This is a genomic window from Nitrospirota bacterium (genome assembly GCA_020851375.1).
GTDB lineage: Bacteria > Nitrospirota > 9FT-COMBO-42-15 > HDB-SIOI813 > HDB-SIOI813 > RBG-16-43-11.
The window spans coordinates 316,426-336,139 of sequence record JADZCV010000045.1 but is presented as its reverse complement, the minus strand read 5'-3'; the positions used below and the strand labels follow the sequence as shown (position 1 = coordinate 336,139).

14 protein-coding genes are annotated in these 19,714 nt (G+C 45.5%); 10 read left to right on the top strand and 4 right to left on the bottom strand.

Going from position 1 to position 19,714, the window contains the following annotated elements:
- Window positions 1-18: 18 nt before the first annotated feature.
- From IT393_11015 to IT393_11005, 3 genes are all read left to right on the top strand, one after another.
- Entirely contained in the window at window positions 19-2,217 is a 2,199-nt protein-coding gene (locus IT393_11015) for a hypothetical protein (GenBank protein ID MCC7203174.1), read from the top strand.
- A 351-nt stretch (window positions 2,218-2,568) separates the two neighbouring features.
- Window positions 2,569-3,720, top strand: coding sequence for a methionine adenosyltransferase (locus IT393_11010; protein MCC7203173.1), 1,152 nt, complete (start codon window positions 2,569-2,571; stop codon window positions 3,718-3,720).
- Between the two features lie 43 nt (window positions 3,721-3,763).
- A complete protein-coding gene (locus tag IT393_11005) occupies window positions 3,764-5,020 on the top strand; it encodes an adenosylhomocysteinase (GenBank protein ID MCC7203172.1) in 1,257 nt (418 codons plus the stop codon).
- A gap of 15 nt (window positions 5,021-5,035) precedes the next feature.
- On the opposite strand, the gene IT393_11000 is transcribed toward IT393_11005, so the two are convergent.
- Genes IT393_11000 through lnt form a run of 3 tightly spaced genes read right to left on the bottom strand, consistent with a single transcriptional unit; the run spans window position 5,036 to window position 9,097 of the window.
- A complete protein-coding gene (locus IT393_11000; protein MCC7203171.1) occupies window positions 5,036-5,602 on the bottom strand; it encodes a response regulator in 567 nt (188 codons plus the stop codon).
- Window positions 5,603-5,632: 30 nt separating this feature from the next.
- A complete protein-coding gene (locus tag IT393_10995; protein ID MCC7203170.1) occupies window positions 5,633-7,552 on the bottom strand; it encodes a HAMP domain-containing protein in 1,920 nt (639 codons plus the stop codon).
- Window positions 7,553-7,579: 27 nt separating this feature from the next.
- Window positions 7,580-9,097 carry an apolipoprotein N-acyltransferase gene (lnt, locus tag IT393_10990; protein ID MCC7203169.1) on the bottom strand — a complete coding sequence of 506 codons (1,518 nt, stop codon included), beginning with the start codon at window positions 9,095-9,097 and terminating at the stop codon, window positions 7,580-7,582.
- Between the two features lie 67 nt (window positions 9,098-9,164).
- Between lnt and IT393_10985 the strand changes: the two genes are divergently transcribed.
- The 7 genes from IT393_10985 to IT393_10955 all read left to right on the top strand — a co-directional run bounded on the left by IT393_10985 (window position 9,165) and on the right by IT393_10955 (window position 18,956).
- Complete coding sequence (locus IT393_10985; protein ID MCC7203168.1) at window positions 9,165-10,829, top strand: arginine--tRNA ligase; 1,665 nt, start codon at window positions 9,165-9,167, stop codon at window positions 10,827-10,829.
- 242 nt (window positions 10,830-11,071) lie between these two features.
- Window positions 11,072-12,187 carry a tRNA guanosine(34) transglycosylase Tgt gene (gene tgt, locus IT393_10980; GenBank protein ID MCC7203167.1) on the top strand — a complete coding sequence of 372 codons (1,116 nt, stop codon included), beginning with the start codon at window positions 11,072-11,074 and terminating at the stop codon, window positions 12,185-12,187.
- Window positions 12,187-12,507, top strand: coding sequence for a preprotein translocase subunit YajC (gene yajC / locus IT393_10975; protein MCC7203166.1), 321 nt, complete (start codon window positions 12,187-12,189; stop codon window positions 12,505-12,507). The genes tgt and yajC overlap by 1 nt, the downstream gene beginning before the upstream one ends.
- Window positions 12,504-14,105: a protein translocase subunit SecD gene (gene secD, locus IT393_10970; protein ID MCC7203165.1), complete on the top strand. Its 1,602-nt coding sequence runs from the start codon at window positions 12,504-12,506 to the stop codon at window positions 14,103-14,105. Before yajC ends, secD begins: the two co-directional genes overlap by 4 nt.
- A gap of 25 nt (window positions 14,106-14,130) precedes the next feature.
- Window positions 14,131-15,048 carry a protein translocase subunit SecF gene (gene secF / locus IT393_10965; GenBank protein MCC7203164.1) on the top strand — a complete coding sequence of 306 codons (918 nt, stop codon included), beginning with the start codon at window positions 14,131-14,133 and terminating at the stop codon, window positions 15,046-15,048.
- Between the two features lie 48 nt (window positions 15,049-15,096).
- Window positions 15,097-16,806, top strand: a complete 1,710-nt coding sequence (recJ, locus tag IT393_10960) for a single-stranded-DNA-specific exonuclease RecJ (GenBank protein MCC7203163.1) — start codon at window positions 15,097-15,099, stop codon at window positions 16,804-16,806.
- An 8-nt stretch (window positions 16,807-16,814) separates the two neighbouring features.
- Window positions 16,815-18,956 (top strand): bifunctional (p)ppGpp synthetase/guanosine-3',5'-bis(diphosphate) 3'-pyrophosphohydrolase, encoded by a 2,142-nt coding sequence (locus IT393_10955; protein MCC7203162.1) that lies wholly within the window; start codon window positions 16,815-16,817, stop codon window positions 18,954-18,956.
- On the opposite strand, the gene IT393_10950 is transcribed toward IT393_10955, so the two are convergent.
- Window positions 18,943-19,665: a pyridoxine 5'-phosphate synthase gene (locus IT393_10950; GenBank protein ID MCC7203161.1), complete on the bottom strand. Its 723-nt coding sequence runs from the start codon at window positions 19,663-19,665 to the stop codon at window positions 18,943-18,945. The two genes, IT393_10955 and IT393_10950, sit on opposite strands and share 14 nt — an antisense overlap.
- Between the last annotated feature and the right edge of the window lie 49 nt (window positions 19,666-19,714).

Here is a 19,714-nt window from a genome sequence, read left to right as displayed (position 1 = left end):
GTTTATAATCAACAAATAATGAAAAAATACATCTTTCTACTCATCATTGTATCCTTCCTTGCAGGTTGCGGTTCTGGTGGTGGAGGAAGTGCGCCTGCCGGAGACAATAACGGCAACACAGGCGGCGGCAAGATAAATCCGCTATGTTCCAGAACCGGTAATGTAGCAAAAGTTAAGATAAGCAAAGACGGGATTTACAGGATTAAGTATACTGACCTGTACAGTGAATGCCCGTCAACCTCCATTTCATTCACTACATTGAGTCTCTCAAGCCAGGGGGTAGTTACCCCAATAGATGTCACTGACAATAACGGAAATGGATACTTTGAAGCCGGAGACTATATAGAGTTTTATGGCAAGGCCATCGGCCGTGACGACAGCCGGTTCAGGTATACAGAGACCAATGTGTACTGGCTCTCGGTAGGAGAAGGGACAGGCAAACGGATAGAGAGGAGGATTGCCCCGGCTGCCGGGGGGCCGCCTCTTCCGGAACCGTCTTCTTTTACCAGAAAGCTGCATGTAGAGGAGGATACCGAGTACGTACAGAAGAACTATCCTGAGATAGATTCTGCTTCAGATGTCCGGGAACACTGGTTTTGGGGGGACAGGATTTATCCGAAGCCAGATGATAAGATTCCCTTCACCTTCAGCACCAGATATATTGACAAGAATTACGCGGTTTCCATAAAGTTGCGGGTACAGTCTGTCAGTTTCGACCATTTGGTTAAGGTATATGTTAATGGTTATTATGCAGGACAGTATGTGTGGAACAGCCAGGACCCTTATGATATTGACATCTCAGGAATACCTGCTTTGCATTTTAATAACGGCCCCAATACACTCTATGTTGAGAGCGTCGGGGGTGGTATGTTTTATCTTGACTGGTTTGACGTTACGTACAATCGTCAATATAAAGCGGAGCACAACTACATAGAGTTTACAGGCAGTAATCTCATTAAACTCTCAGGTTTTACATCAGGTGATATCTCTGTTTATGAGATATCGGATCCGGTCAATCCGGAAAAGATCAGCATTGGCCCGCCCCAAAATATAGGTACTGCAGTCGACCCAAACTTCGGGGTCTCTTTTCCGAGCCCCTATGCAGAAGACAGACCGTTTGTTGCAGTAGCATACGATCAGATGGTTCCGGTGATCGAACAATACACCCCTTCTGATATTAAGTCAAAAAATGGAGACTATATAATTATCACCCATCCGGACTTTGCTGATGCCATTAAAGCACTTGCCGGTTACAGATCTCAGCAGGGTTACAGCGTGGTTACAGTCAGGATAAACGACATCTATGATCAGTTCAGCGGCGGGGTGGAGAGCCCGCACGCGATAAGGGCGTATCTGAAATATGCCTATGATAATTGGGCCATCAGGCCTCAATACGTGCTCCTCGTGGGCGATGCCACTGTTGACTATAAGGATTTGAGTGGCAACGGCAAAAACTATATGCCTGCGTACCTGTACAATTATCCGGGACTTGGAGAGGTGCCGAGCGATAACTGGTTTGTTGATGTCATTGAAGATGTCCTGCCTGAGATGAACATCGGCAGGATTCCTGCCAGGTCAGCTCTTGAGGTTTCGGATGTAATCTCAAAGATAATTTCTCATGAAGGCTCTGTCAAATCTGGAACTGTTGCCCTGATTGCAGATGACGACAATCCGAACTTTGAAGGCCTGTCTGACTCAATCAGTGGTATCGTATCGTCTTCTGGGTATGTACCAGCCAAAGTATATGAGAGTACGCTTCAGCAAAATTTTAAGCCGGCAATTTCCTCTGCTATCAATTCAAATCCACTGATAGTAAATTACACAGGGCATGGCGCCTTTGATGACTGGGCAAATAATATGTTTTCATCCCTTGATGTAGCGGAGCTCACAAATTCAGCTTACCCGTTTGTTGTTGCCCTGAATTGTCTGAACGGATACTTTGTCAGGGCAGATACGCTGGACCCGTCTATAGCCGAGGCCTTTATCCTTGCCCGTAACAAGGGGGCCGTGGCAGTGCTGGCGCCGGGTTCATGGGGCTATCTTTCAGATCACGACCCCCTTGCACAGGAACTGTACAGCATCATGCTTTCTGAGAATATATCATTAGGCGAGGCAGTAACCAGGGCCAAGACAAAGGCTTACACAAATAACAATATAATGGAGGATGCAGTTCAGACCTTCATTTTCTTTGGTGACCCAGCTACGAAACTGAAGTAGGATGGAAAAATTAAGGGGTGTAATACCAATACTCAAAAAATAGCTTCAGACCCTGTAAATACCGGGTCTGAAGCTATTGTAAAAGGCTAAGATCCTCTCATTGGTAAGTATCAATTTACACGAAATTGAAGCTCTCGCATTTGCTGCGAGCCCTACTCTCCCCAATAAAAATCGGGGTATTATCAAGGACCTTAGCCAACTGTATTTCTGCCTTTACTATAGCTCTGCCATAACCCACTGTCAAGTTGTGATAAGGCAGTATATACTTATTAGTTTTTTTCTTGCTATATGTTGTTAATATATGGTATAAATCATGAGATGTGATCAGAAAATAACATAGGGGGGTATTAAATGGGAAGGGTAAATTTTCAATTTACATCAGAATCTGTGACTGAGGGACATCCTGACAAGATCGCAGATCAGATATCAGATGCTGTTTTGGATTCAATAATTGCCAATGACCCAATGTGTCGTGTAGCCTGTGAGGCTGTTGTCACCACAGGCCTTGCATTTGTGGCAGGAGAGGTTACTACTAACACATATGTAGAAATACCGGACATTGTAAGAGAGACCATAAAAGAAGTTGGTTATACAAGGGCCAAATACGGATTTGACTATGAAACGTGCGCTGTTCTGACTGCAATCCATTCGCAGTCGCCGGATATTTCAATGGGTGTTGATACAGGTGGAGCCGGGGATCAGGGGCTTATGTTCGGCTATGCAACAAATGAGACAGAAGAGTGCATGCCGACTCCGATTCTGCTGGCACATAAACTTACCAGAAGGCTTTCAGAGGTCAGGAAAAAGGACATACTTCCATACCTTAGACCGGATGGAAAGTCCCAGGTTACAGTAGAATATACCAACGGTAAGCCTGAGAGGGTATCTACTGTAGTTATATCTACACAGCATAGTCCTGACATTACCCTAAAGGAGATACGCGAAGACATGATTGAGAAGGTTATAAAGCACGTTATACCATCCAATCTCCTGGATGAGGAGAATGTGACATACCATGTAAATCCTACGGGAAGATTTGTTACAGGCGGTCCTCAGGGTGATACAGGTCTGACAGGACGGAAAATCATTGTTGATACATATGGTGGTGTCGGAAGTCATGGGGGCGGCGCCTTTTCAGGTAAAGATCCGACAAAGGTTGACCGCTCCGCATCCTATATGGCAAGGTACATCGCAAAGAATATAGTTACAGCAGGTATAGCAGACAAGTGTGAGGTTCAGCTTGCTTATGCCATAGGTGTTTCAGATCCTGTTTCCATTCTGGTGGATTCATTTGGCACCCGTAAGATCCCGCAGGAGAAGATTGTCAAACTCGTAAGGGAATTTTTCCCGCTTACTCCGAAAGGCATAATTGAGCACCTTCAGTTAAGACGCCCGATCTTTAAGAAGACTGCAGCGTATGGACATTTTGGAAGGACAGAGCCTGAGTTTACGTGGGAGAAGACGGACATGGCAGAGCCACTGAGAAAGGCCGCCGGTCTGTAATTGCAAGAGTATGGTCAGATAATATAAAAGGAGAAATTACATTATGGATTTTGATATTAAAGACATTGGTTTGGCTGACAAGGGTAAACTCCGTATAGAATGGGCTGAACAGAATATGCCTGTCCTGAGGCTCATCAGGGAGAGATTTAAAAAGGAGAAGCCCCTTAAAGGGATGAGGCTTACTGCATGCCTTCATGTAACTACTGAGACTGCCTGTCTTGCCCAGACACTCAAGGAAGGCGGTGCGGATACTGTGCTTTGTGCGTCTAATCCTCTGAGCACTCAGGATGATGTTGCAGCATCTCTTGTCAAGCATTCCGGAATACCGGTGTTTGCCATTAAAGGTGAGGATAATGATACCTACTATAAGCATATTAATTCAGCATTGGACCTCAATCCCAATATAACCATGGATGATGGCGCTGATGTTGTTTCGTTATTGCACTCAAAGAGAAAAGACCTGCTAAAAAGTGTGATCGGCGGCACAGAAGAGACGACTACAGGTGTAATACGTTTAAAGAGTATGGCGAATGAAGGCGTCCTCGAGTATCCAATTATTGCCGTGAACGACGCACTGACAAAGCACCTGTTCGATAACAGATACGGCACCGGTCAGAGCACACTTGATGGGATGCTCAGGGCTACCAACAGGCTTGTAGCAGGTACTGTGGTAGTTGTCGCAGGTTACGGATGGTGCGGTAAAGGTATTGCGATGAGGGCAAAGGGACTTGGCGGAGATGTTGTAGTTGCGGAAATTGATGCCTTAAAGGCCCTTGAGGCGGTTATGGATGGTTACAGGGTAATGCCTATGTCTGCAGCGGCAAAGATTGGTGATTTCTTTGTGACTGTTACAGGTGACATTAATGTGCTTAGAGAAGAGCATTTCAAGATCATGAAGGATGGCGCAATTGTATGCAACTCCGGGCATTTCAATGTTGAGATAGATATACCTGCTTTACGCAAACTCAGCAGAAAGAGGAGGGTAATCAGGGATTATGTTGAAGAGTTTACCATGAAAGACGGCAGGCGTATCAATCTGCTTGGTGAGGGGAGGCTGATTAATCTTGCTTCAGCAGAGGGTCACCCGTCGAGCGTAATGGATATGAGCTTTGCAAATCAGGCCCTTTCAGCCGAGTATATGGTGAAAAAAGGCAGCAAGCTTGGGAAAAATGTGTATCCTGTGCCTGCCAATATTGACAGGGAGATTGCCAGATTAAAGCTGAATGCAATGGGGATAAAAATAGACAAGCTTACGAAAGAACAGCAGCAGTATCTTGCATCATGGGAGATGGGCACTTAGAGACCCCGGCCTTTTCTACTCCCTGTTTAGAACAGCTATTATTGCATCCAGCACCGGTATTACTGTTGCCTTGATCTCTTCATCAGATGATGAGGAGATCAACTGAGCAACACCGGACAAATCTCTTGATATGCGCGTCAGTTTTTCCCTTAACCTTGAATTCGTCTCATTGAGTGAGTCAATCAGTTTATGATTCTCAAGCCGCAGGCGTTTTCTTTCAAGGGCCTTCTTTGTGACAAAACTTAATTGCTTTATATTGTGCAGAGGCTTTTGCAGATAATCAAATGCCCCGCCGTCACGCAATGCCTCAACAACATTGTCCATTGTCCCATGACCGGTAAGTATTACGACCTCGATATTGGGGTCCTTTTCCTTTGCCCTTTTGAGCACTGCCATGCCGTCGAATTTCGGCATGGTCAAGTCAGTGATAACAAGATCAAAACGCAGTTTTTCGAGAAGGGATATAGCCTGTTCTCCGTCATAAGCGGTCAAAACCTCATACCCCCTGTTGCTCAGGTGCCGTTCAATTAAATCGAGAATATCCTCATCATCATCAACAACCAATATGGTCTCTGCTCCCATAGTACCTCCCTTAAGAAATCATTCGTTATTCTAAATTTCCTCTACAGGTGATTTAAGTTCCCGGATGTGTTTTTTTCTTGGCAATCTTCGTCTATCAGCCGGGAAATTAAGTATGAATGTTGTCCCTGCACTGTCATTCCTTTCCGCATAAATGCTGCCACCATGGTCCTTTAATATTGAGTAGCTTATTGAAAGACCCAGCCCTGTTCCTTTTCCAACTTCTTTTGTAGTAAAAAAAGGATCAAATATCTTGTCTATTATATCATTTGATATGCCGCCCCCTGTGTCTTTGAATGATGCCATAACCCCATTTGCCTTTTTGTCATTCTTTGACGACGTATTGCCAAACAGAGGCTGAGTTTTAACTGTCAGTGTTCCATGCCCCATTTCCTCCATTGCATCTCTTGAATTAGTTATGAGATTCAGAAATACCTGTTCGAGTTTGTTTGGATCTCCCCATATCCTTGGGATGGAATCATCCAGCTCTTTGACAATTTCAATGTTGCTATTTTTCAGTTGCTGGGTAATTAAAGTAAAGGAATCATTTATTACATCATTCAAATTAACAGGCTCATAAGCTCCTGAGGATTGCCGTGCAAAGGCCCTGAGATGGTCTATGATCCTCATCATCCGGCCTGTCTGTTTCTCAATAAGCCTGAGGTCCTTTGTAATTTGTCCTGGGACTGTATTTCCCTCAATAAGTTCCTGTGCATGCCCCCTGATAACCATCAGCGGCTGATTCAGTTCATGTGCTACTCCGGCCGCAAGCTCTCCTACTGCAGCCAGTTTTGCGGATTGTGTCAGCTGGGCGCTGGTTGATTTCAGGTCCTGATAAGTCTTGTGGAGGTATTCTGCCATTTTGTTAAATGACATTGCAAGTTCTCCAAGCTCATCATTAAGATTCGTATTTATCCGGTATGTGAAATCTCCGCTGGCAATGATCTGTGTTCCTGTAACAACGTCTTTTACAGGGTCAGAGAATTTCTTTCCCATGTAGAATGTAAATAAGATAATCAGTACGAATGTAATTGCAAATATCAATAGAAACTGATCCAGCGGAAGAATGTCCCGCATACTTTCATAGTTTGGGGTCAGGACCATTACACTCCAGGAACTTGACGGGACAGACTGATACGAGACTAAATAATCACGCCCTTTGGACGTTTTAAACCTTTCTGTACCCTGTGAGCCCTCCAGGATTCTGTTCATTATCTCGTGAAACCATTTGGACTGATCGAGGGATAGTATATTGGGGAGCCCTGTTGTTTCTCCTACGGCAATAATTGTTTGTGCAAGAATCTTCCCGCTCCTCTCGAGCAGGAAAGCATGGTTGCCTGCGGACAGATTCCATTTCAGCTTTTCACTGAAGTATTCAAGATTCAGGTCAAAATACAAAAGCCCCATAATTTTCCCCTGATCATGTACAGGTGCAACGAACGGTATAACCCAGTGATGAGTTTCCGGGCTAAGGTATGGTTCCCCCTGATATACACCTCCGGGAGGTTGAGAGAGGCCAGGCACAAAAAAAGGGGCATTTATAATAGATCTCAGACCTTTCCCGGGGGATATCTGTTTTACAACGACCTTTGTGATCTCTGTGCCTGATACATCAATGAATGCAGTAACGCTCATCGCCTCCGGGAAAACGAGTTGCAATTGACGAAGTGTTTTGGTCTGCTCATAGACCCAGTCAGACTGCCGGGGCTTGTCTGTGAAGTAGCGGAAGAAGGCGGGGTTTTCTGCAGCGAGGAGCAGGTTTGTCTGTGCCTTCAGAAAGATTGATTCTATGGCAAAAGAGACATGCGACAACTCCTGCTTGGAGATATGTTCTTTTTCAATAATCCGCTCACGTTTGGATGTTGTAAGGTAAATAGTAGTCCCTATGAGGAGCGGGAGAATGCCTATGATCAGGAGGATGATTACAAATTTGGTCCTAATGTGCTTAAACATCGCTGAAATTTTAACACAATTGAATGTTCAATGATAGAGGTATGAGATGCAGGATCGTACAAGCATCAGGCAGGTAATAAAGATTGCCCCGTATGCAAACAGGTCTCCGAACTTTGTGTAGAATGTCTTTTCGGCGGATGGGTATATTTTCTGGATTAGAAAGGCTTCTTCAAAAATCGGGCTTGCCTGCAGTATCTCGCCTTTTGGGTTTATAAAGCCTGATATGCCTGTATTGGCAGCCCTGGCAAGCCAGACCCTGTTTTCAACAGACCGGAAGACAGCCATTGAAAAGTGCTGATACGGAGCAGAGGTTCTTCCGAACCACGCGTCATTAGTGATAGTTGTCATAAACTCCGCCCCGTTCAGGACAAATTTTCTGAAGAGTTCCGGGAAGATGACTTCATAACAAATCACTGCTCCGAATTTCCCATGAGGCAGTTCCATCACAGTATAATCCCTTCCTGGCGAGAAGTCTCCTGTCCCAGTCGTAATCTTTTCTATGAAAAACAGTATGCCTGATAATGGCACGTACTCACCGAAAGGGACGAGGTGAATTTTATCATACCTTGACAGTGTTTTCCTCTCAGGTGAAATAAAATACGCGCTGTTTAACATTTTTTGTTCATATTGATCTGCTATTTCAAATGCCGGGCTTCCAAAGAGCAGATAGGCGTGTCCTTCTGCAGCAATATCCAATATCTCATTACGATACTGCAGATTGTCCTGAAAAAAGAATGGTGCAGCAGTCTCCGGCCATATCACAAGCTCAGGATATTGTTCCGCTGCCTTAATTGTAAGCCTTTTATAAATGTCAACAGTCCTCCGCTGGAAGCTTCTGTCCCACTTGAGATTCTGAGGTATATTCCCCTGAATGACGGCAATTTTAATTCCCCTGTCATCACGCGGTCCGTAATCCAGGCTGAGCCTGTAATATCCGTATCCCGCGCATAGTGCAAGAATCAATGCTATGGAGGAAACCGAAAGCATCATTCGCCGGCGGTCCAGGACCTGAAAAAGCGCTGCATTAACTGAAACAATCAGAAAAGATATTCCATAGATTCCGGAAAAATCTGCTATCTGTATTATGTGAAGGAATTTATATTGTGAGTATCCCAGAGATGCCCATGGAAACCCTGAGATTAAGTGTGCCTTCAGAAATTCAAGAGAGACCCATAAAAATGGGGCTGCAACAAAAAGGGGTATGGAAGTCTTCTCTGAAATCAATTTGATGAGATATCCAAACAGCCCTGTATATATACCAAGATAGGCTGATAGCAGGAGCAGCACCATAAAACTGAGCCATAAAGGCATGTTGCCGTAATGGTTCATAGTCTGCGTTATCCAGTTTATAGTGAAAATAAAGAACAATGTGCCTGAGAGCCAGCACCACAGGAAACTGCGTTTTTTGTCATTGCCCCTGACAATAAAGAAAAGAGGTATGAGACCCGCCCATGCCAAAAACCATTTGTCATGTACAGGAAATGACAGTGTGAGCATAATGGCAGAGCAGGCAGACAGAAATACTTTGTTTAAAAGATGCTTCATTCCCTTGCAATTTACCGGTAAATGCAGTATGCTAACAAATTTGGATTATACTGTAAACCCTTATAACATGCGAATAGAACTTATTGAAATATTAAGGCGGGCCATTGACAGGTCAATAGAGTCAGGCGCCTTTAATACGAAAGCTGTTCCGGCACTTGTACTTGAAGTTCCAAAGGATGAGTCAAAGGGAGATTATGCCTCGACCATAAGTTTGAGTATGGCGGCCCATGAAAAGAAATCTCCGCGCTTGATTGCTGAAACCATAGTTGGATTTATTGATGACAGGGAAGGGATCATTGAACGGGTTGAGATCGCAGGACCTGGTTATATAAATTTCTTTTTAAAGACCGGCACATGGCTGGAAGTCCTTAAAAATATACTGGTCAAAGGGGATGCTTATGGCCATGTCAATGCTGGAAACGGGAAAACAGTTCAGGTTGAGTTCGTCAGCGCAAACCCAACCGGTCCCCTCCACATAGGGCATGGGCGGGGAGCTGCCTTTGGTGACTCTCTGGCTAATCTGCTTAAGTGTGCAGGTTATAATGTTAAGAAGGAATATTATATCAATGACGTGGGTAATCAGATGGAGACACTGGGACGATCTGCATGGATCAGATACAAACAGGTCTTTGATCCTTCTGTCCCGTTTATTGAGGACGGATATAAGGGTGACTACATAAAAGATATTGCAAAATGTATTATTGGAGTGGAAAAGGATAAATATTTAAAAATTCCTGAAAATGAGGCGGTCAGGTTCTTTGTAAAATATGCAAAGGACAACATACTCGAAGGGATCAGAAAAGACCTCGGAGATTTCGGCGTTTTTTTTGATGAGTGGTTTTCGGAAAAGAGGCTTTATGACAGTGGCGAAGTAGAGAATATTCTTGGGCAGCTTGAAGACAAGGGGTTTATTTTTGAACAGGAAGGCGCCCTTTGGCTTAATACAACACAGTTTGGAGATGACAAGGACAGGGTTGTTGTGAGGGCAAACGGGCAAAAGACCTATTTTGCATCAGACATCGCTTATCATCAGAACAAGTTGCAGAGAGGTTTTGACTTTATCGTTGATATATGGGGCGCTGATCACCATGGGTATGAGCCGCGCATGAAGGCCGGGGTACAGTGTCTTGGCAATCCGGCTGAGAGGCTGAGGATCCTCCTGGTTCAATTCGTAACATTGCTGCGCGAGGGAAAACCTGTTTCAATGTCAACGCGGTCAGGCGAGTTTGTTACACTTCGTGAGGTGATAGATGAGGTTGGGAAGGATGCTGCCAGGTTTATGTTCCTTACAAGACGTTCGGACAGCCATCTCGACTTTGATTTGGAACTCGTAAAAAAAGAGTCTTCGGAGAACCCTGTCTATTATGTTCAGTATGCCCATGCGAGGATCGTGAACATCTTCAGACAGGCAGAGGAAAAAGGTATGAAAGACCCGCTTCCGGACAGCACAGATCTGTCTCTGCTTGCCCTTCCTGAAGAAATAAGGATGATTAGGATTATTGCCTCATATCCTGAATTGATAGAAACAAGCGCCCAGGCACTGGAGCCTCACAGGATTACCTTTTATCTTCAGGAACTGGCAACTGTCCTCCATAATTATTATTTCCATCACAGGGTTATAACTGATGACAGAAGGCTTACAGAGGCGAGATTTATGTTATTGCAGGGAGTTAAGCAGGTATTGAAAAGCGGGCTGGCAATAATCGGAGTAAGTGCACCGGAGCGGATGTAGGGCAGGCCCTGATAACCGGGATTGTCAGGTGAGCCGTCATGAGCCATTCGACAGTTCGTCAAGCTCACAGCTCAGGACTCACAATGGAGTCATGAAAACGTCATTCCCGCGAAACCTGTCCCCACGGATTTAAGCGGGGAGCGGGAATCCAGACCGAGGCCTGGTTCTGGATTCTCACTCCCCGCTTAAATCATGCGGGGACAGGTTCCGTGGGGATGATGGGTACTTAGGAGTATTTTCGAGTGAAGTTTGAGATAACAGCAGAGGACAGCGGCACAAATGCGAGGGTTGGCAGGCTTACTACCCCGCACGGAATAATTGACACCCCTGCCTTCATGCCTGTAGGCACAGCAGGCACTGTTAAGGGGATGACGCCGGAGGAAGTGCGCGCGAGTGGTGCGCAGATTATACTTGGAAACACATTTCATCTCTATCTCAGACCAGGTACAGAAGTAATCAGAAAGTTCGGGGGACTGCATAATTTTATGGGGTGGGACGGCCCGATTCTTACGGACAGTGGCGGTTATCAGGTGTTTAGTCTTGCAAAGCTCAGAAAGATAACCAGCGATGGAGTCTTGTTCCGGTCTCCGCTTGATGGATCTGAACATTTCTTGACACCTGAGGGTGTTATTGAGATTCAGGGGCACATTGGTTCTGATATCATAATCTGCCTTGATGAGTGTATCCAGTATCCATCTTCGTATGAATATGCAAAGGCCTCGACTGACCTGACCATACAGTGGGCCCTCAGGTCAAAAGAGGCGCACATCAGCAGTGATAAGGGACTTTTTTGTGTGCTTCAGGGAGGTTACTACAAAGACCTCAGGGAATATTGCACTGAAAAGCTTGTTGAAGCCGGTTTTGACGGTTATGCCATAGGCGGTGTAAGCGTTGGAGAACCCAAGGATATGATGTATTCTGTCATGGATTATGTTGCCCCCCTTCTGCCGTGGAATAAGCCAAGATACCTGATGGGTGTAGGCCATCCTGATGATATAATAGAGGGCGTTGCCCGCGGTATTGATATGTTTGATTGCGTAGTGCCGACAAGGCATGGCAGGAGGGGTTTTCTCTATACAAGAGGCGGACATATAACAATAAAAAATTCCTGCTATAAAGATGATGAGTCTCCTGTTGAAGAGGGATGCAGCTGCTATACATGCGGAAAATATTCCCGGGCATACCTCAGGCATCTTATTATGTCAGGAGAATTTCTTGGGCCAAGGCTCAATACGATTCACAATCTTCATTATTTTGGAAGGCTCATGCAGGACATACGGGGTGCAATTGCTGCAGGCAGACTGTCACAGTTCAGAGAGGATTTTTATAATTTCAGAAAGGAGGAGGTTCAATGTTAATGTCACTATCACTGGCCTTTGCAGCCGGAGAGTCGGGAGGTAACCCTCTCGGAGGGCTTTGGTCATTTCTGCCTATTATACTTATATTCCCTATCTTCTATTTTCTTGTTATCATGCCTCAGCAGAAGCAGAGGAAAAAACATCAGGCTATGCTGGATAATCTAAAGAGCGGAGACAGGGTTGTTACATCATCAGGCATAATAGGCACAATAGCCAATGTGGATAAAGATGCCATCACTCTGCAAGTGGCGCCTAACATCAAGATCAGGATGATGAAGGGTTCTGTTTCTGAGTTAAGGGCAGAGGAGAAGGAATCATGAAAAAGACTCTTAAGTGGAGGGTGACATTACTTGCTGCAGCGACTGTGCTGGCAATTCTGTTTTTCCTCCCGTCCCTCCCTGTTTTTGACAGCTTCCCGTCATTCTGGAAACGGGTCTTTCCGTCAAAAGCCATAACACTGGGGCTTGACCTTCAGGGCGGAATACACCTTGTGCTTGCCGTGAATGGTGATAAGGCGGTTGAAAATTTCGTTCAGCGAGCTGCTGATGACATCGTGGCAGTCCTGACTCAGAAGGGTATCAATAACGTATCATCGGGTCATGGCAGTACCATATCAAGACTTGTCGTAAAGTTCCAGGATACGGCAAAGGGAGCGGATATTGCCGCTGAGATAAAAAAGAACTACCCTGTGTTCTCAGTTGAGAAGGAACAGCCCGGGGAAATTGTATATTTATTGTCATCGTCTGAGATCAAGAGGATTAAGGACTCAGCTGTATCACAGGCCCTTGAGACCATCAGGAACAGGATTGACCAGTTTGGTGTAAGCGAGCCCCTGATACAGCGCCAGGGAGAAAATGAGATACTGGTTCAGCTTGCCGGGATTAAAGAACCCAAGCGTGCTATTGAACTCATAGGGAAGACGGCAATGCTCGAATTTAAAATAGTTGATGACGGGGCTGATATCAAAGGCGCAGCTTCAGGACAGGTGCCTGAGGGAGATGAGATACTCTACGGAAGAGATGTTGACCCGGTGACAAAAAAGGCTAAACAGGCGATACCTTATCTGGTCAAATCAAAAGCGCTTATGACCGGAGATGCCATATCAGATGCTGAGGTCAGCATTAACCAGGAGTTTAATGAACCCTATGTTTCCATAACTTTTAACAGCATCGGGGCCAGGTTGTTTGACAGGATAACCGGAGAGAATGTTAAGAAGAGGCTTGCTATTGTGCTCGATGGCAATGTATATTCAGCGCCGGTTATTCAGGAGAGGATCAGCGGGGGAAAGGCGCAGATAAGCGGAAAATTCTCCATGGAGGAGGCACAGGACCTTGCAATTGTACTGAGGGCCGGTGCTCTTCCTGCCCCGGTTGAGATAATTCAGAACCTCACTGTTGGACCGTCCCTTGGAAGAGATTCCATTGAGAAGGGGGTTAAGGCGACGATTGTTGCAGGCATCCTGATTATCCTTTTCATGGCTATCTACTATAAGTTGTCAGGTGTTATCGCTGATTTTGCGATGCTCCTGAACCTCATCATGCTTGTGGGTTCGCTGGCTGTCCTTGATGCAACGCTGACGCTTCCCGGTATTGCAGGAATAATACTGACGATAGGAATGGGGGTGGATTCAAACGTCCTGATATTAGAACGTATCAGAGAGGAATTGCGGCTTGGAAAACCAGTGCGTTCGGCTATAGAGTCGGGTTATGATAAGGCATTTCTATCTATTGTAGATTCCCATGTAACCACACTTCTCACTGCCGTGATCCTGTTCCTGTTCGGTACCGGCCCTATTAAGGGGTTTGCTGTCACACTCAGCGTTGGAATTGCCATAAATCTGTTCACATCATTAGTTGGCACAAAGGTTGTTTATGATTTTATAAACAGCAGGACAAGACTGGAGAAGTTGAGCATATGACAAAGAAATGGTTCAGGGAGGCATTATGAAATTTACGGAATTCATTGGTGAGACCCATATAGACTTTATGGGGTTTAGAAAGTATGCCTTTATATTTTCCGGCATCCTGACACTCATTGGTTTAATAGCTATCATTCAGATCCTTTTAGGTCATGGAAACCTCGGGATAGATTTTGGCGGTGGTACAGCCGTTCAGTTGAAATTTGAAAAGCCGCTGAAGATTGATGTGGCAAGGGCTCTTCTTATAAAAAATGGCATAGAAGATGCCGAGCTCCAGGAATTTCCTGATGATAATAAGATCCTTATACGATTGAAAAAACTTGTCGCAACTACGGAACCTGTTGCAGACCGGGTGATATCCATCTTTAGACAGGATGTGCCGGACAATACATTTATAGTTGATAGTTCTTTCGAAATTGGCCCTACTGTAGGCAGAAAACTGCAGAAGGATGCCATTACGGCAGTTGTGTTATCCTTTATTGGCATCATTATCTATGTTGCATTAAGGTTTGAATTCAGATTTGGTGTTGCGGCAGCCATTGCAACGTTTCATGATGTTATTGTTGTAGTGGGCCTGTTCTATCTCCTGGATAAAGAGATAAATCTGCTTGTTATCACAGCCCTTCTTACCCTTGCAGGTTATTCTGTGACAGATACTGTGGTTATATTTGACCGCATCAGGGAATATCTCCGTGTCAGGCGCAAGGAACCCATAGAAGTGATTATTAATAACGGCATAAACCATGTCCTGGGCCGTTCAATTCTTGTATCGTTTACTACACTCATGGTGCTTATCGCACTGTTTTTCTTTGGCGGGGATGTAATTCATGACTTCTCCTTTGCCCTTCTCATAGGGGTACTTATTGGCTCATATTCATCTATCTTCGTGGCCAGTCCCCTTCTCACCATATGGAAAGGCAAAAGCGGGATATTTAAGAGGTAGTGCCGGCCTTTAGTTCGATAAACTGGCTGGATAAGGGTACATTTTCTAATGAAAAAACGCTGGATAATTGGTGATGGGGACGATGTGCTTCAAAGCCGCCTGAGCACTGAGCTCAATATTTCGCCCCTTGTGTCCAGGATACTGATCAACAGGGGTATCAGGGATATAGCTTCTGCCAATGAATTTCTCAATGTATCATATAAAAATCTCATAGACCCCTTCAGGTTAAACGACATGGAGAAGGCGGTAGGGCGCCTGATGCAGGTCATTAAACGAAGAGGGCGTATACTCGTATCCGGTGATTATGATGTGGACGGCGTTACTGCAAGCGCCATCTACCTTGAATTTTTCAGGAATCACGGTGTTGATGCATACCTGAATATTCCTGACAGGATGAAGGATGGATATGGCCTTAATGAAAATGCGGTGCATAAGGCCAAGTCGCTCGGGATTGACGTGATCCTTACTGCTGACTGCGGCACTTCATCTGTGATACCGGTAAAAGCCGCGAATGAGTCCGGGATTGACGTCATTGTTACAGACCATCACGAATGTCCTCCTGATCTTCCGCAGGCATTTGCCCTGCTTAATCCCAACAGGCATGATTCTTCATATCCATTTAAGGGACTGCCCGGGGCAGGTGTTGCGTTTAAGCTCATTCAGGCGCTGTCTACGGCATTACATGGTTCCATTGATGCCGGTCTTTCTTCATACCTTGATCTTGTTGCCCTTGCGGTAATTGCTGATGTCGCTCCTGTCACAGGTGAGAACAGGTACTTTGTGAAAGAGGGTTTAAAACTGCTTTCTGCAGAGAAGAGGCCGGGGATAGCAGCGCTAAAGGAGGTTGCCGGCATAAAGGGGAATGAAGTCAGCGCCGGAACAGTGAGCTTTATGCTCGCCCCCCGCATTAATGCCTCAGGACGGCTGTCCTCGGCGGATGATGCCGTAAAAATGCTGACGACCAGTGATCGGGAAGAGGCAAGGGGCATTGCCTTATATCTGGATGGGGTCAATCAGGAGAGGCAGAGGATAGAGGCTAAGATTAAGAATGAAGCCAGAGATAAGATATTAAAAGAGATGGATGCAGAGAAGGCGAATGTCTTTGTCCTGGCCTCGCGCGAGTGGCATCAGGGGGTAGTAGGGATTGTGGCATCAAAGATTGTGGATGAGTTCTACCGTCCCTGTGTCCTGATATCCCTGCAGGAAGATGGCAGAGGTAAGGGATCAGCGAGGAGTATTCCAGGCTTCAACTTATACGAGGGACTTGAGGCATGCAAAGACCTTCTTGAGAAGTTTGGCGGGCACAAGTATGCTGCCGGACTGACTATAAAGGAAGAGAACGTCCCCTTATTACAGGAAAGATTGTCGGATATTGTGGAAGAGAGAGTAAAAAAGGAAGATTTTATTCCACGGCTTGTCATGGATGCAGAAATTGCCCCTGAAGATATCAGCTTCCCCTTATTGAAGGAGATGGAATTACTCCCGCCTTACGGTGTTTCAAATCCTGAGCCTGTCATTGTTTCAAGAGGGCTCAGGGTTGCTGAAACAAGGCTTGTAGGCAAAGACCACCTGAAGGTGAAACTAAAAAAGGGGGGGGCTCTCTGGGACGGTATTGGATTTAGCATGGCATCGGCGTATAATAATATTGTGCAAAGTGAAAGAAAAATTGACGTTGCTTATACCCCGGAGCTCAACCTGTGGAAGGGAACCTACGGTATACAGTTAAAGTTGAAGGATATAAGGGTAAGCAATGAATAGCCGTTTATATGCCTAATGCCGAACAGCTTATACAAAAAGTGCTCGAATATAACCCTCAGGCAGACGCAGCACTCCTGAGACGTGCATATGCGTTTGCAGAAAAGGCCCATGAGGGACAACTCCGCAAGACAGGTGAACCTTTCCTGAGACACCCCCTTGAAGTAGCTCATATAATCGTACGGATGAAGATGGATACGTCATCTATCGTTGTCGGTCTTCTTCACGACACGATTGAAGACAGCCTTATTACCTTTGAAGACATAAATGCCGAATTTGGCGCTGATATAGCAGGTATTGTTGACGGGCTTACCAAGATAAGCAAGGTTGAGTTCCTGTCACGGGAGGAGAAGCAGGCAGAGAATTTCAGGAAGATGGTTATGTCCATGGGAAAGGATATAAGGGTAATCCTTATCAAGCTTGCAGACCGCCTCCATAATATGCGGACACTTGATCCCTTTCCACCAGAAAAACAAAAGAGGATAGCCCAGGAGACACTGGAGATCTATGCCCCTATTGCAAACCGTCTTGGTATAGGATGGATGAAGGTGGAACTTGAAGATCTTTCTCTGCGCTACCTGAAATCTGAGGTTTATGCAGAGCTTTCAAAAAAGCTTGCTACGAACAAGTCTGAAAGGGATAAATACATAGAGGACGTTATTGAAGTAGTCAAAAAGAACCTGAAGGTCTATGGATTTAATGCCCATGTATATGGCAGGACCAAGCACTTCTACAGTATCTATCTGAAAATGGAGACACAGGGGATACCATTTGAGGATATCTACGATCTCGCAGGAATCCGCATTATTACTGACACGAAGGTCAATTGCTATTCTATACTGGGGATGATTCACTCCATGTGGACGCCCGTACCCGGCAGATTCAAGGATTTTATCGGTATACCAAAGACGAACATGTATCAGTCGCTGCACACGACAGTGATTGGTCCAAAAGGACAGCGGGTAGAGTTCCAGATAAGGACAGACGAAATGCATAAACTCGCTGAAGAGGGTATAGCTGCTCACTGGAAGTATAAAGAGAAGGGTCAGATAGATACCAAAGACAATCAGATATACAACTGGCTCAGACAGATGATGGAGTGGCAGCAGGACCTCTCAGACAGCAAACAGTTTATGGACTCTGTCAAGGTGGACCTGTTCCCTGATGTTGTATATGTATTTACTCCGAAAGGGGATGTCATGGAGCTGATACGCGGGGCAACCCCTGTTGACCTCGCATTTTCCATTCATACTGAGATAGGCAACCGCTGTGTCGGCGCCAAGGTTAACGGAAAGATGGTCCCCCTGCGTTATCAACTAAAAAGCGGAGATACTGTAGAGATCGTGACGAATCCCAATCATACCCCAAGCAAGGACTGGCTTAAATTTGTCAGGACACCTAAGGCAAGAAATAAATTAAAACATATAATAAAGATTGAGGAGCACAGGCGAAGCCTTGAAATCGGACACAAACTACTGGAAAAGGAACTCCAGAGAATGGGGACGAGTCTCAGCAGTTTTGCAAGAGCAGAGCTGACAGACGCCTTCCTGCGGGAAAAGAATATCAGGAGTATGGATGATCTCTACGTTCAGCTTGGTTATGGAAAACTGTCGGTAAAGCAGGTTATACGAAAGGTATACCCAGGCAAGGAAGAGAAGGATGAGGTGCATGAACGTGCAGATGTTACAAAGCAAAAAATACTTGACGGGGGGGTCAGTGTAAAGGGGATAGATGATATACTCCTCCATTTTTCCAAATGTTGCAGTCCTGTGCCAGGAGACAGGATAATCGGCTACATAACGCGCGGGAGGGGGCTGTCAATCCATGCTGTCAACTGTCCAAATCTGGCTGAGCTCGATTTCGATAAAGACCGTCTTATCTCAGTGGACTGGGATGTCGCAGGTACAGCATCATACCCTGTCCGCATTTCAGTATTTACGATTGACAAACCAGGCCTCCTTGCAAGCGTGTCATCCTCAATTACATCATCAGAGGCCAATATCAGCCATGCAGACATTTCTACTACAGAAGACAAAAAGGCAGTCCTCAATTTCGTCATAGAAGTAAAAGACCTGCCGCATCTTGAAAGGGTTATACAAAAGATAGAACAGCTGAACGGCGTGCTGCAGGTCAAGAGGATTATGGGGAGATAGGGATCAGGTCTTTCATTTCACGTACAGCACTGTTAAGACCCACTATGACCGCCCTTGATATTATGCTGTGGCCGATGTTTAGCTCCTCTATTTCCTTTATTGCTGCAATATCACGTACATTCATGTAATTAAGGCCGTGGCCGGCTGATACGCTTAGGCCGGAGTTATGTGCAAATATGGCAGAGTTGAGGATATTTTCCTTTTCCATCTCCTCTTCTTTCCCGGAAGATGCATTGGCGTAACGTCCTGTATGTATCTCGATTATATTCGCGCCGATATTTCGGGCTGTCTCGATCTGTCTGGTGTCAGGGTCAATGAATACAGAGACATCTATGTCGTTTTTATGGAATCTCGCAATTACCCTTTTTAAGGCATCCCTGTGTTTTATCACATCAAGCCCGCCTTCGGTCGTCAATTCCTCCCGGCGCTCAGGGACGAGTGTGACAAGATCAGGTTTCACATCAATTGCAATATTAATAATTTCTGCTGCAGGGGCCATCTCAAGGTTAAGCCTGGTTTTTAATATCTGCCGCAGTAATCTCAGGTCCCTCTCCTGTATATGACGCCTGTCTTCGCGCATGTGCACAACAATGCCATCTGCGCCTGCGGATTCTGCAATTATGGCTGCTGCTATCGGCTCAGGTTCCCTGCCTCCGCGCGCCTGCCTGAGGGTGGCTACATGGTCTATGTTAACTCCAAGGCGTGTCATAATTTCCTATTATTTCAAAATATCAGATAAATCGTCAAGGAGAAACATG

Excerpts from the sequence above, each read along its gene's own strand:
- IT393_11015 (MCC7203174.1), top strand. The coding sequence starts at position 19 with ATGAAAAAATACATCTTTCTACTCATCATTGTATCCTTCCTTGCAGGT.
- IT393_11010 (MCC7203173.1), top strand. The coding sequence starts at position 2,569 with ATGGGAAGGGTAAATTTTCAATTTACATCAGAATCTGTGACTGAGGGA.
- IT393_11005 (MCC7203172.1), top strand. The coding sequence starts at position 3,764 with ATGGATTTTGATATTAAAGACATTGGTTTGGCTGACAAGGGTAAACTC.
- IT393_11000 (MCC7203171.1), bottom strand. The coding sequence starts at position 5,602 with ATGGGAGCAGAGACCATATTGGTTGTTGATGATGATGAGGATATTCTC.
- IT393_10995 (MCC7203170.1), bottom strand. The coding sequence starts at position 7,552 with ATGTTTAAGCACATTAGGACCAAATTTGTAATCATCCTCCTGATCATA.
- lnt (MCC7203169.1), bottom strand. The coding sequence starts at position 9,097 with ATGAAGCATCTTTTAAACAAAGTATTTCTGTCTGCCTGCTCTGCCATT.
- IT393_10985 (MCC7203168.1), top strand. The coding sequence starts at position 9,165 with ATGCGAATAGAACTTATTGAAATATTAAGGCGGGCCATTGACAGGTCA.
- yajC (MCC7203166.1), top strand. The coding sequence starts at position 12,187 with ATGTCACTATCACTGGCCTTTGCAGCCGGAGAGTCGGGAGGTAACCCT.
- secD (MCC7203165.1), top strand. The coding sequence starts at position 12,504 with ATGAAAAAGACTCTTAAGTGGAGGGTGACATTACTTGCTGCAGCGACT.
- secF (MCC7203164.1), top strand. The coding sequence starts at position 14,131 with ATGAAATTTACGGAATTCATTGGTGAGACCCATATAGACTTTATGGGG.
- recJ (MCC7203163.1), top strand. The coding sequence starts at position 15,097 with ATGAAAAAACGCTGGATAATTGGTGATGGGGACGATGTGCTTCAAAGC.
- IT393_10955 (MCC7203162.1), top strand. The coding sequence starts at position 16,815 with ATGCCTAATGCCGAACAGCTTATACAAAAAGTGCTCGAATATAACCCT.
- IT393_10950 (MCC7203161.1), bottom strand. The coding sequence starts at position 19,665 with ATGACACGCCTTGGAGTTAACATAGACCATGTAGCCACCCTCAGGCAG.